This is a genomic window from Hymenobacter bucti (assembly GCF_042681145.1).
Taxonomy (GTDB): Bacteria; Bacteroidota; Bacteroidia; order Cytophagales; family Hymenobacteraceae; genus Hymenobacter; species Hymenobacter bucti.
Map to the genome: position 1 here is coordinate 181,151 of NZ_JBHUFD010000006.1, position 12,907 is coordinate 194,057.

General features: G+C 59.3%; 7 protein-coding genes. 2 read left to right on the plus strand and 5 right to left on the minus strand.

Going from position 1 to position 12,907, the window contains the following annotated elements; translation table 11 throughout:
- Positions 1–11: 11 nt before the first annotated feature.
- The 5 genes from ACFSDX_RS17205 to ACFSDX_RS17225 all read right to left on the minus strand — a co-directional run bounded on the left by ACFSDX_RS17205 (position 12) and on the right by ACFSDX_RS17225 (position 9,378).
- Complete coding sequence (locus ACFSDX_RS17205) at positions 12–4,901, minus strand: DNA repair ATPase (protein WP_382315755.1); 4,890 nt, start codon at positions 4,899–4,901, stop codon at positions 12–14.
- 83 nt (positions 4,902–4,984) lie between these two features.
- Positions 4,985–7,153 carry a flotillin family protein gene (locus ACFSDX_RS17210; protein WP_382315756.1) on the minus strand — a complete coding sequence of 723 codons (2,169 nt, stop codon included), beginning with the start codon at positions 7,151–7,153 and terminating at the stop codon, positions 4,985–4,987.
- A 179-nt stretch (positions 7,154–7,332) separates the two neighbouring features.
- Positions 7,333–7,962 carry a hypothetical protein gene (locus tag ACFSDX_RS17215; protein WP_382315758.1) on the minus strand — a complete coding sequence of 210 codons (630 nt, stop codon included), beginning with the start codon at positions 7,960–7,962 and terminating at the stop codon, positions 7,333–7,335.
- 67 nt (positions 7,963–8,029) lie between these two features.
- Entirely contained in the window at positions 8,030–8,737 is a 708-nt protein-coding gene (locus ACFSDX_RS17220) for a PspA/IM30 family protein (protein WP_382315760.1), read from the minus strand.
- 185 nt (positions 8,738–8,922) lie between these two features.
- A complete protein-coding gene (locus ACFSDX_RS17225; protein WP_382315762.1) occupies positions 8,923–9,378 on the minus strand; it encodes a GNAT family N-acetyltransferase in 456 nt (151 codons plus the stop codon).
- A 558-nt stretch (positions 9,379–9,936) separates the two neighbouring features.
- Here ACFSDX_RS17225 and ACFSDX_RS17230 point away from each other — a divergent pair.
- On the plus strand, positions 9,937–11,424 hold the full coding sequence (locus tag ACFSDX_RS17230) for an alpha-L-fucosidase (protein ID WP_382315764.1): 1,488 nt from the start codon (positions 9,937–9,939) through the stop codon (positions 11,422–11,424).
- A gap of 35 nt (positions 11,425–11,459) precedes the next feature.
- A complete protein-coding gene (locus ACFSDX_RS17235; RefSeq protein WP_382315766.1) occupies positions 11,460–12,896 on the plus strand; it encodes an alpha-L-fucosidase in 1,437 nt (478 codons plus the stop codon).
- The last annotated feature ends 11 nt before the right edge of the window (positions 12,897–12,907 follow it).

Genomic DNA, 12,907 nt, shown 5'->3' on the forward strand with positions numbered 1-12,907 from the left:
ACAATACTACCCTACTCCCGCCCCAGCGCCTCGCGGATGCCGCCGATGCCGCCGGCGATATGTTCTAGCTGGGTGAGAACCTGGAGCAGCTGGCCGCCGCTGCTGGTGCGCAGGTTGCGGGCGAAGGTGGCTTTGATGTCGGCCCAGCGGGTGGCTTCGGCGGGGGTAAGCCAGCCAAGGAGCTCGCGGAGCTTTAGCAGGTTGGCTTCGGTGCCGCTGGTGAGGGTCTGGGCTTCGCTGGTGTAGTGGGTGGCGAGCAGGGCGTCGATTTCGGCGTCGTTCTGGATGGGGCTGACTTTTTCGGCGAGCTTACTCATGTTGCGGTACGAGCCCTGAAGCTTGAAGGGCGGCTCGGTGCGGTAGTCGTGGGCCTGGGCCGCCGAGCGGATGTACTCCTCGTTGACGCGGGCCACCACGTCGCGCAGGCGCAGCAGCTTTTGTAGCACGGCCACGTACTCGGCTATTTCCTGGGGCGAGTGGGTGGCCTCGAAGGTGAGGCCGGTGCTGTCGCTGGTTTCGGCCAGGCGCAGCAGCGGGTACACGTCGGCCTGGCTTTTGGCGGCGAGGCGGGCCAGGGTGGGGTTGGCCACCAGCGCGTTTTCGATGTAGCTAAGCAAAAAGGCGGGCCGGGTGTCGCCGATGATGTCGCCGAGGTTGTAGATGTCGGCGCGGTTGGCGAGCATGTCGGGGATGCGGAACTGCTCGCCCGACTCGGTGTAGGGGTTGCCGGCCATCACCACGGCCACCTTGCGGCCCCGGAAATCGTAGGTTTTGGCGCGGCCCTGGTACACGCCCTCGATTTTGCGCTGGGCGTCGCAAAGCGAGATAAATTTCTGCAAAAACTCGGGGTTGCAGTGCTGAATATCATCGAGATATATGATCACGTTGTCGCCCATCTCGAAGGCCAGGTTGAGCTTCAGCAGCTCTTCGCGGGCGCCGGAGTTGGGGGCCTGGGCGGGGTCCACGCTCGTAACGGCGTGGCCGATAGCCGGGCCGTTGATTTTCATAAAAATCAGCCCCAGGCGGTTGGCCACGTATTCGAGCAGGGTGGTTTTGCCGTAGCCGGGCGGCGAGACAAGCAGCAGCAGGCCCATGAGGTCAGTGCGCTTGTCGGCCCCCGCCGTGCCGATTTGCTTGGCCAGGTTGGCCCCGATGAGCGGCAGGTACACCTCATCAATGAGCTTGTTGCGCACAAACGACGCCAGCACCCGCGGCCGGAACTCATTGAGGCGCAGGTCCTCGGCGGCGCGGGCAAGCAGGTCTTTTTTCAGGTGCTGAAACGCCTCGAACTGCGGCACCACGGTGCGGGTGTAGTGCCCCAGGCGACGGCGGAAATCGGGGAAATCAAGCTGGTAATTACGGTCCTCGATGCGCGGGTGCGTGCCCTGAAGGTTGGGTAGGGTTTCGCGGAGGGGCGTGCGGATGACGCGGGCGGGGTCGAAGGAAGTAACGAGCAGGGAAGTGGCTTCAACTAGTGCGGGGGTGGGATTATCATGCTCGGACTGACTGCGCACGAACGAAGAAACCCACTGCCGCACCAGCTGAAACTGCGCGGCCGGCTGCTCCACCAGCGCGGCCACCGACGCCTCGTACTGCGCAGTAGCCCCACGCTCCTTCAGCGACTGCTGAAACTGCTCGTACAACGCCGCCGCTTCGGCCGAAACCACGAAGGTTTCGCCCCGCGTCAATTCGTAGAATAAGTACTCGCCGGCCTCGGCCACTTCCTCCGGCGCGAAAAGCCCGGTGCGGGCGGCAAACTCGTCTACCGCGCGCTGTAAGTCCTGCATCAGGCCCCGAAACTCCCGCGCATCAGGAAAAACCTGGAGCAGCACCCCGATGCCGTGCAACTGGCGCTGCCAGCTGGCCCGCTGGGTTTCGGGCGCAAAGCGCTGCCAGTAGAGCGCCGCCGCGGCCCGCACCGGGGCGGGGTAGCGCAGCAAATCGGCCGTGCGGGTGAGGCGCACGAGCGCCCCGAGCAGCAGGGCAGCGTCGGCATCGTGCACGCCTTTGAGGTAGCCCTCGGCGTAGCGCGGGGCCATGAACTGCTGCACGTAGGCGGTTAGTTCTTCGGGGGTTAGCTTGGCTAGCTCCTCGATACTTAGCACGGCGGGCGTGTCGGCCTGGGCGTCCCTAGGCTGCTCGGCGGCTTGCAGCACCAGCCAGGCCAGGTACTCGGCGCGGTACACGTCCGCGTTTTCGGAGGCTACCGCTTGGTCCCAGACCGGGCGGGCGGTGAGGATGGCCGGGTCGGTTATTTTCTGGAAGAAATTGGTGCCCGTGAGGTGGTAGTGTAGCTCGCCGTCGCGCAGCACGATGGTGAGGTCGAGCGGCTGGGTGTTGACGGTGAAAGCGTACGAGCCGAACTTCAATGCCTGCCCACCATCCGTGAACAGCTCGGCGCGGTCCTTGAGCTGGCGCACGGCGTCCTCCTTCACCGTTTTGAGGCGGCTTTGTAGCTCGTCGGCCTTCACGGTATCGCCTAGGTCGAGCAGGTCTTGCACGGTCTGGCGCACCTTTTCCACCAGCATATCGGCGGCAAAATACCCGTTAATATCGGCCAGCGTTTCAAGCCGACTTAGGCGGTTTTGCACCGCTTTGATGATGCGCTCGGCCGACTGCGCCAAGGCCGAAGCGCGCTGGTTGCGCGCCGCCACTAGGCTCACCTTGCGCGACTCAAACGCCTCGTACACCGTTTCGCGGCGCTCCGCAATTTGGGTCAGAAACTGGTCAAAATCGGGGAATTTGCCTTCCAGTTCTTCCAGCTGCACGAGCAGCTTGGTGCTGTACTCGTCGCACTTGGCGGGCGTGTCGCTTAGGTCCAGGTAGTTGACCAAGGCCTGCTCCAACAGCTTGAGCTGGGCCGTGAATTCGGCCTGGGCCTCGGTACCGGCCAGCGCCTGCCGCCGCCGTTTCAGCGCCGCCCGTATCTGGTTGAAGCCCGCGTAAATCGTGGAAATACTGTCGATGATGCGCGTGGTTTGCGTGGGGTCGTCCATCGGCAAATTGCCCACCACTTCAATCAACAATTCCAGCTCGCCCGATACGGCGTTGGCTTCTTTTTCGCGCTCGTTGGCCTCGCTTACTTTTTGCACTTTCTCCACGCTATCGGCAATGACTTGCACGCGGGTGGCGTAGGGTTTCAGCGCCTCGGGCCGCAGCAGAAATTCGATGGTTTGACCGGCTATTTGCTTGCTGGTTTCGGTGAGGTCGGCGGCGGCTTTTTCCACGGCCGGCGCGTCCACGTAGCGCAGTTCTTTGAGCGAAATAACCTCGCCCCGCGTGGCACGCAGCTCGGCGAGCAGCTGCACGTATTCGTTGACCTCCGTCACGTCGGCCATCCGGCCGATGCGGGCGCGCAGCTCGTCGGCCTGGCCCAGCACGCGCTGCACGGCCTCGGCCGTGCTCTTGCGGATAGCGCGCACTTTATCAAACTCTTCCACCGCCGCCGTGGCCGTTTGCTGAATGTCGCGCAGCGGCTCGGCCAGGTTTTGGGCGTCGGGGTCGCCTAGCCAATAGTACACGTCGGCGAGCGTGGTCGTGCGCCGAATCAAATCCAGGTAAAGCCCTGAATAGCTGTCCTCCTTGCCCACCAGCGTCAGCACTTCCTGCACCTCGGCCATCGCCTGCACAATCTCCTTATTCCCCAGCTTGTAGAGCGCCGAATCCGTGGTCACGGGCAGCTCAAAATCGGGGGCCACGTAGGGCGTCTGCCAGATTTGCACGGCATGGTGCTTTTTAGCTTCGGCATCGGGCCTCAAATAGCACAATTCGCCGTCATCAAATAGCGCGTACCCACTACAAATAATCGGGTTATCAACGCGCTGCGCAATCAGGTTGTACGACAATAATAAATACGTACCGTTTTCTTTGTTGTAAAATACATACAGAAAATCCTCGCCGTTGGGCGAGGCAATCCGCTTCTCAAACAGCATGTCGCGCAGGCCGTTTTCGAATAATTTTCCTTCGCCGGTTTGCAAGTAAAACCCATGCGGAAAAATCAAGCCCTGGCCATCGGGCAGCAGCACGCAGGCATCGGCCAAGGCATCGAGGCGCTGGGCCGTGCGCAGCTTGGTATTGAATAAAAAATACCGATACACCGGCTCCTGATACGGCTTTATTTTCAGCAGAATTAAATTATCAATTACGGCGTAATGAATTTCCGAATCGTCGAGCGTTTGGTCTTTATCGGCCACCGGCTCGGCTAATATTCCCCGGCCCGTTTCGGTGTTATTTTCGACTTTTATAGTAAGGTCGCCGCCGATAGTTTCGACAAAAACCTTGTCCTCGATGCTGATATGCGGGTATTTACCCGCCACCTGCATATCGCGCGTGGCCCGCTTCCAGGCAAACTCGTGCTGCGGCGGAAACACGTATTCGTGGTCGCTTCGATTATCGAGATACGTGAGCGTATCGTCCTTGAGCAGCCACTTAAAAGTCTTGATATCGTTCGGGGTTTTGCCCACCCGAAACACCATAAAAACGTGCGGCCCTAGTACCGCGAATTTTACGAATTGGGTGTTTTTATAATACCGATATAAATTCCGAAACTCCTCCAAAAACTGCGGATTTTCCAGCAGCTTTAAATCCAACGGCCGAAACTCGCGGTTGGCATATTCATACACCCCAAAAACGTCGCTCAATTCCGTCTCCGTTTTCAGGCCAATCACGACGTTAAAACCGAAGATGAATTTATTGCCGACCGGCACCATGTCCCACGGCACGCAATTGTTAGTGGTCGTGATACGGGTAGTGCCAAGCAGGCGCGTATCAATGGCCCCGAATACGGTCTTGCGCTCGGTGTTAAGCGTGGCGAGCCGCGCTTGCAGGTCGGCGCCGCTCTTTTGCAAACGGCTGCGGAGGATTTCGTAGGTGCCGCCTTCGAGTTGGGGAGTGGGTTCCATAGAGGAGAAATTGCCCTACTGGCTAGCCTACATTCTCCTTGAAAGTGGCCAGCCAATAGGGCAATTGAGAAGATTCAATGTTCTTATTTCAAATCAATCGACTTCACCTGCTTATCGCTGATACCCAGCGCCGCTGCCGTGCTCGCCAGCTGCGAAATCGTACTGCGCGTCTTCTCATCCCCCGCTTTATTCATCAGTTGCAGCAGCAGCGCCGATACGCTTAGGTTCTTCATATCGTCGCTACTCAAGCCAAATTGATTGACAAATTTGCGCAGGTTAGTTTTGAAATCACCGCCGCCGTTGTGGTCAAAAAAGGCGTCTTTTACTGTGCTTAACACCTCGCTATTATGCACGGCGCGGTCGATAGACTTGCCCTTCGTAATGGAGCCGATAATCTGGTCGAAGAACATTGTTTCGCCACCCACAATATCGATTTTAGCCGCTTTCAAGGCCGCGCCAATTACGTCGGCTTGCGAAGCGGCAATGTCCTTTTGGATGTTGATTTGGGCCAGTTCCACCGACTTTTCTTTGTCGAGGCGCAGCTTGAATTCTTCGTGGTCTTTACCCACGCCATCGAGCTTTTTCATGGCATCGGCCTTGGCTTCGATGCCCTTGGCTTCGACCGTAAAGCGCTGTTCGTTGACGGCCACTTCGGCGAGGCCTTTTTTCTGGTCGGCGGTAGCGCGGGCTTCCACTACGCTGGCCTCGGCGAGGCCTTTTTCGCGGTTTACTTTGGCCGCCACGAAGCCTAACTTTTCGTCGGCTTCGGCTTGTGCGGCAGCTTTTACTTGGATGGCCTGCGCCTCAGCCGTGGCGGTGAGCTGCATCACGGCGGCGTGGGTTTCGCCTTCTTTTTGGTGGGCGGCGGCTTTGGCCTGCATCACCTGGGCTTCGGCCAGGCCCACGGCAGCGGCTTTGCTAGCTTCGGCGTCGGCCATGATGCGCATGGCGGAGGCGCGGTGGTCGGCGGCGGTGCGGTCGCCTTCGGCATCAATTATTATTTGTTTGGCGCGGAATTCGGCGGCCTGGCGCTCCATGTCGGCATTGCCAACCATGTTGATGGTAGCCGTTTCGTTGCGCTGGTGAGCAGCCGTCAGGGCCACCGATTTTTCGCGTTCGGCCAGGGCCTGGGCGCGGGTATCCTTGATGCGCTCCTCCTCCTGCACGGTCGCTTTTTCGACGGTAATGCGCTCGCGGATAATGACCTGGATATTTTTCTTCTCTTCTTCCAGGGCTTTCTCCTTTTCAATTTGGGCCAGTGCCACCAGGCGCTCGCGCTCGTTGGCTTCCAGGGCCTGGGCCTGGGCCACGCGCTCGGTTTCGATGGCGTCGGTGCGCTGCTTGTTGCGCTCGGCCACCAGCACCTGGCGGTCGCGGTTTTGCTCCGCAATTTTCACTTCTTCCTCCGTGGTAATGCGGGCGCGCTCACCTTTCAGGCGCTCTTCCTGGCGCACTTTCTCAATTTCAGAGGCTTCGCGGGCCCGGATGCTGGCGATTTCGCGGAGCTGCTTTTCCTGGTTTTCAGTTAATTGTTTTTCAAGTTGCAGAATAGTTTCCTGCGCTTCAACATCTTGCTTTTTAATGGTTTTCTGCTGGTCGCGTTGAATTTGATTGGCTTGAATTTTCTGCTCCGACGTGAGGGCGATGATTTTCTTAATGCCCTCCGCATCCAGAATATTATCCTGGTTGAGCGCGTGCAGCGGGGTTTGCTCCAGGTAATCGATGGCGCAGTCGTCGAGCACATAGCCGTTGAGGTCGGTGCCAATAATGCGCAGAATCTCCTGCTTGAATTGCTCGCGGGAATTATACAGTTCGATAAAATCGAAGTGCTTGCCCACCGTTTTCAGCGCTTCCGAAAACTTGGCGTCGAACAGCGCTTCGAGGGCTAGCGGGTCGGAAGCGCGGTGCGCGCCGATGCTCTGCGCCACGTTCACCACGTCGTCGTGGGTTTTATTGACCCGCACGAAAAAATTCACTTTCACGTCAGCGCGCATATTGTCTTTGCACACCAAGCCTTCAGCACCAGCGCGGGCTATAATAATGGTTTTTAGCTTAATATCCATCACCTCCAGCTTGTGCAGAATGGGGACGATGAGGATGCCGGAAAACGACACTTTGGTGTCGCCCATGCCGGTGCGCACCAGGGCTTCGCCCTGCACGGCTTTTTGGTACATCCGCGCCACAATGGCCAGAAAACCCAGCAGTAAGAAGCCGAGAATTACCAGAACAGCCCAGGAAATTTGTGCAGCCATGAGAAGAAGTAAAAATGCAGAATAGATGAAAGTTGAAATTGAATTTTATTAATTAATCGCCGGTCATGCTGATAACGGAAGCAGCTTGTCGGTTCGGCGCTCTTCGGAGTTTAGTGATTCAGCCAAGGGGCTTTTTTCGTCAGCATGACCAACAGTTTTTAGGCCATTTTGACCAGCAGCTATCCTGCGGCATAAGCTTCGATTAAATAGCAGCGCCGCTGCGCGTCGTAGTCAATTACCAGCGCGGTTTCGCCCTTCGCTAACGCGCCCGATAAGGCGCGCACGTTGAGCATGAGCGGCGCGCCGTCGATGTGCACGCTAGCTTGCCCTAGGTGCTCGGTGGTGGCAGGTAGCAGCACGGTGCAGACTTTCCCCAGGGCCACGGCCCCGCCGTCGTGGTTTTTTTCGAGGGCGGCGAACAGTCGCACGAAGGGTAGCGTCAGGAACTTAGCCACGAAAACGCTGCCTACCAGCAGGGGCAGCAGCAATGCTAGCCCCCGCAGCAGCGAGGTATTGCCGGTGTAATAATTGACCAGGATGCTGCCCACCCACAGCGGCAGCACCACGAAGCTGATGAACACCATGAGCGGTACGCGGCCGAGGTTAAAAAATGCCAGCGCGCCATTGAACCAGTCAGAGTCGCCGCTGTGCAGGTGCACGCCATCGGCATGGCCGCCGAGGTGCAGGTCGGCCGTTTTGAAGTCCAGCAAACCGATAATCACCGTGAGCCAATACAGCAGCACAAACACCAGCAACCCGGTAGCTACTAGATTGGGCGGCAGCACGGCAGCTTGTAAAAGTTCGGTCATAAGAGGTAAGCGTATTCCGGCAGGACTATCTATCGTGGGCTGGCTCCAAGCATTACAGGACGGGACTTTATTCAGTCAGGCCCAGCTTAGCCTTGAGGGCTTGCAAGTCTTCGGCGGCCTTGCCTACCCCCACTTGACCGATGGCCTTATCAATTTCGGCGTCAATGCTTTTGCTTTCCTGGGCAATCTCGCCGTATGCCTCGCCCAGGGCTTCCTGCACGGCTACTTTTTCCTTCATCCGTTCGAGCAGTGCCACCGTGCCCGACGAGTCGAGCTGGGCCAGTTGCTTGTTGATGGTGGCCGTGGCGGCGCTCACCGTCACGCGGGCTTTGAGGGTTTTAAGCTCGTTTTCCCACTGGCTGATGGTGCTTTTGAGGGTTTGCACGCTCTGGTCGAGCTGGGCGGCCGCTTGCTCAAACCGGGCCTGCTCCTGGGCCGAGCGGGCGGCGTGGGCTTCGTTTTCGGCCTTTTTGAGCAGGGCCTCGGTGGCGAGGCGGTCGGCTTCGGCGGGGGCTAAGTCGCCTTTGTGAGCGCGCTGGAGCAGCAGCACCGCCTTGTTTTCGTAGTCGGTGGCCTTGGTGCGGAAGCCTTCGCCTTCGTGGCGGGCGCGGATAACCATGGCCTTTACCTCGGCTAGGCCGTGGAGAGCTTTATCGAGGTCCTGACGCAAGTCGCGCAAGCCCTGCTCGGTGAGCTTGATGGGGTCTTCGAGTTGGTTGACCGCGGCGTGGGCTTCCGATTGCCCAATTTTGAAGAGTCGTTGCAGAATGTTCATGGCACTTGAAAACAGGGGGAAAAGCGTCAACCAGCATCGCCCGGCGGTAGCTCGTTCGCTACGCAGCCGCTTCGGCGAAGCCAACCCAGCCTCGGAATACTGCTAAACAGCAGCACTTTGGCTAGCCTGGCGATAAATGTAGTGCCGTTTTCTCGCTCGCCTGCTCTGCTTACCCCACCCGCTCGCTACGGCCGCACCATGTGCACGTGCGGAATACCATCCTCCAGGTACCCCTCGCCTTCCACCACGAAGCCGAAGCTTTGGTAAAAATCCAGCAGATACTGCTGCGCCCCAATCTTGATGGGCTGCGGCCCAAACTGCGCCGCGCACTGCGCGATGGCCTCGTGCAGCAACTGCCGACCTAGGCCGCGACCCCGGTGGCGCGGCGAGGTAATGACCCGGCCGATGCTGGCCTGGGCGTAGCTGCGCCCGGCTTCGAACAGGCGGGCATACGCTGCTAGCTCGCCCTCGGCGGTGTGGCCCAGCAGGTGCAGGGCGACTTGGTCTTGCCCGTCGATGTCTTGGAAGGCGCAGGTTTGCTCTACCACGAAGACTTCGCTGCGCAATTGCAGCAGGGCGTAGAGCTCGGCCAGGGTGAGGGCGTCGAAGGGCTTGGTGGTCCAGTGGATGGTCGGGGTCATAGGTCCGCGAAAGTAGCACCGGGCTCGGGCTACCTCACGCCGGGGCAGCAAGCCGAGTTGAGCCGTTGCTATATATAAGGTAAGCGGTAGCCCGCACCCTAAGCTCGGCCCGCGGCCAGGAGACGCTGTGCTGTATGAAGTATCGTACCTGGCCACAGCCATCCGCTGACCCGCCAGCCAGAAAATCTAACCAAAATTCTGAAGTGAATTTTTCGAATTGTTATTTCGAATATTCTACTATCTTTGGGCTGTGCTGCTGAGGTTTTCACGGCACGGATGGAAGGCTACCACAACGAGACCACTTGTCAGCTACCCGCGCGAGTAGAGAGGCCACTGCCCACTGACAACTTTAGTCGTCCTCGTTTCTCCTATATAATTCAGGTCTCGACGCTGCTTCCCAGCAAGCAGCTACTCGCCGAGTAGAGGCCTCGCAACTCCCAACGTATCCACCTAGCCCCTCCTTATATAGTGGAAGGCCATCCAATGAACTGCTCGCACCAGAAAACCCGGAAGAAACTGCCCCTGCTTCTCGTCAGCTGCCTTTGCCTGGCAAAGCCGTTGGCCAGCCAAGCCCAAATCTACACGGCGGGCAACTACGCTGCCATTCCGGCTGGCAGCTCGCCTGGTGCTATCATCCAGAAGGCGGCCAGCGTGGTGCCCTCGCCGCGGCAACTGCGCTGGCAGCAGCTAGAGCTGACCGGCTTCCTGCACTTCGGCATGAACACCTTTAGCAATAAGGAATGGGGGGATGGCACCGAGAGCCCGTCTTTGTTTAATCCTACTTCGCTCGATGCCGGGCAGTGGGTGAAGACGTGCAAAGACGGCGGCATCAAGCAAGTCATCATCACGGCCAAGCACCACGATGGCTTTTGCCTGTGGCCATCCAAATACACCGAGCACTCGGTGAAGAACAGCCCTTGGAAAGGCGGCAAGGGCGACGTCGTGAAAGAGGTGGCCGACGCCTGCCGGGCCCAGAACATGGGCTTCGGCGTGTACCTGTCGCCCTGGGATAGAAACTCGGCCAATTTCGGCGATTCGGCCAAGTACAACAACTACTTCGTCAACCAACTCACGGAGCTGCTCACCAACTACGGCCGGGTCGATGAGGTGTGGTTCGACGGCGCCAACGGTGAGGGGCCCAAGGGCAAAAAGCAGGTCTACGACTTCAACCGCTGGTACGCGCTCATTCGCAAGCTCCAGCCCACGGCAGTTATCGCCGTGATGGGGCCCGACGTGCGCTGGGTCGGCACCGAGTCGGGCTACGGCCGCACCACCGAGTGGAGCGTGGTGCCCACCGAGGCCCAGCGCCAAACCAACGTGGCGGCCAACTCGCAGAAAGAGGCCACCTTCGCGCCCAAAGACCGGATGGAGGACGACCTAGGCAGCCGCGCCAAAATCAAGGACGCGCCGGCCCTGGTCTGGTACCCGGCCGAAATCGACGTGTCCATCCGCCCCAGCTGGTTCAACCACCCCACGGAGGACGACAAGGTGAAAACCCCGGCGGAGCTCTTCGACATCTACACGAGCTCGGTGGGCCGCAATGGCGTGCTGCTGCTGAATATTCCGCCCGCCAAAAACGGGCTGATTGCCCCGCCGGACATTGCCAACCTGAAAGCGTGGAAAGCGGCCGTGAACGAAACATTCGCTACCAACCTACTGAGCGGCAGCAAGGTGAGCGGCACCGGCGCCGACAAAGCCACGGCGCTGCTCGACACCAAGTACAACACGTACTGGACCACTCCCGGCCGCGATACCACGGCCACCCTCAGCTTTTCGCTACCCAAGCCGCAGCGCTTCGACCTACTGCAATTGCAGGAAAATATTGCCCTAGGGCAGCGCATCGAAAGCTTTGTGCTCGAATACAAGAGCGGCGCGGAGTGGAAAACGGCCGTGGCCGGCACCACCGTCGGCTACAAGCGCATGCTCAAGTTTGAACCCATCCAGGCGCAGGAGGTGCGGCTGCGCATCACCTCGTCGCGCCTCAACCCTACCCTCTCCGCCATCGGACTTTACAAGCAGGCGGCGGCCGTAGCGAGCAGCAAATAACGCGCCTCTGGTTTTAGCATAACAGTCTATTATACATGAAGAAAGCAACCCTGGCCCTAGCTCTCCTCGCGGCGGCTAGCGCCCTACCCGCCTATGCCCAGCAGGGCGTGCACCAGCAATCGACCGAGTACGAAGCCCCCACCGACCCGCTGGTGGTGCAGAAACTGGACAAATGGCGCGACCAGAAATTCGGCCTCATCCTGCACTGGGGTTTGTACGCCATCCCGGGCATCATCGAGTCGTGGACCATCTGCTCGGAGGACTGGATTGAGCGCGACAGCACCATCGCCTACGAAGACTACAAGCGGCGGTACTGGGACTATAGCAAGCAGTTTAACCCGGTGAATTTCAACCCTGAGCAGTGGGCCAGCGTGGCCAAAAAGGCGGGTATGCGCTACCTGGTGTTCACGACCAAGCACCACGATGGCTACAACATGTTCGACACCAAGCAGTCGGATTTTAAGATTAGCAATGGCCCGTTCAAGAGCAACCCCAAGGCCGACGTGGCCAAGTACGTGTTCGATGCGTTCCGCAAGGAAGGCTTCATGATTGGGGCCTATTTCTCGAAGCCCGACTGGCACTCGCAGGACTTTTGGTGGTCGAAATATGCCACGCCCAACCGCAACGTCAACTACGACATCAAGAAGTATCCGTGGCGCTGGAAAAAGTATCAGGACTTCACTTACAACCAGATAAGTGAGCTGATGCACAATTACGGGAGTATGGATATTCTGTGGCTCGACGGCGGCTGGGTGCGGCCCAAGGAAACCGTGAACGCCGAAGTGCGCTCCTGGGGCGCCCCCATCCCGGAGTTTAGCCAGGATGTGAACATGCCGCGCATCGCCACGATGGCCCGCCAGGCCCAGCCCGGCCTGCTGATGGTAGACCGTACCGTGCACGGCCCCTACGAAAACTACCAGACCCCCGAGCAAAAAGTGCCTGACCACCAGCTCGCTAACCCCTGGGAAAGCTGCCTGACCCTGGCCAACAACTGGGGCTACGTACCCAACGACACGTACAAATCGCCCACCAAGATTATCCACTCGCTGGTCGAGGTAGTGGCCAAGGGCGGCAGCCTGCTCCTAGGGGTCGGCCCCAAGCCCGACGGCACCCTGGACCAAGAAGCCGTGACGCGCCTCACCGCCATCGGTAAGTGGCTGGACGTGAACGGCGCCGCTATCTACAGCACCCGCGCCACGCCTCTCTTCCAGGATGGCAGCACCTACTTCACGCAGGGCAAAAAAGGCACTCGCTACGCCATCGCCTGCCTACCCGAAAACCAGGCGGCCCCGGCCACGCTTTCCTGGACCGGCAACGTGCCCAAGAAAGGCAGCAGCCTCACACTGCTGCAAACCGGCAAACCGGTAAAATGGACCGCCACGGGCAATAAAGTAACGCTGACGCTGCCCGCCGGCCTAGCCAAGCAGGTAGGTGCTTACCCGGCTCTGGCCTTCGTTTTTACGGCTGAGTAAGCCCCTAGGGC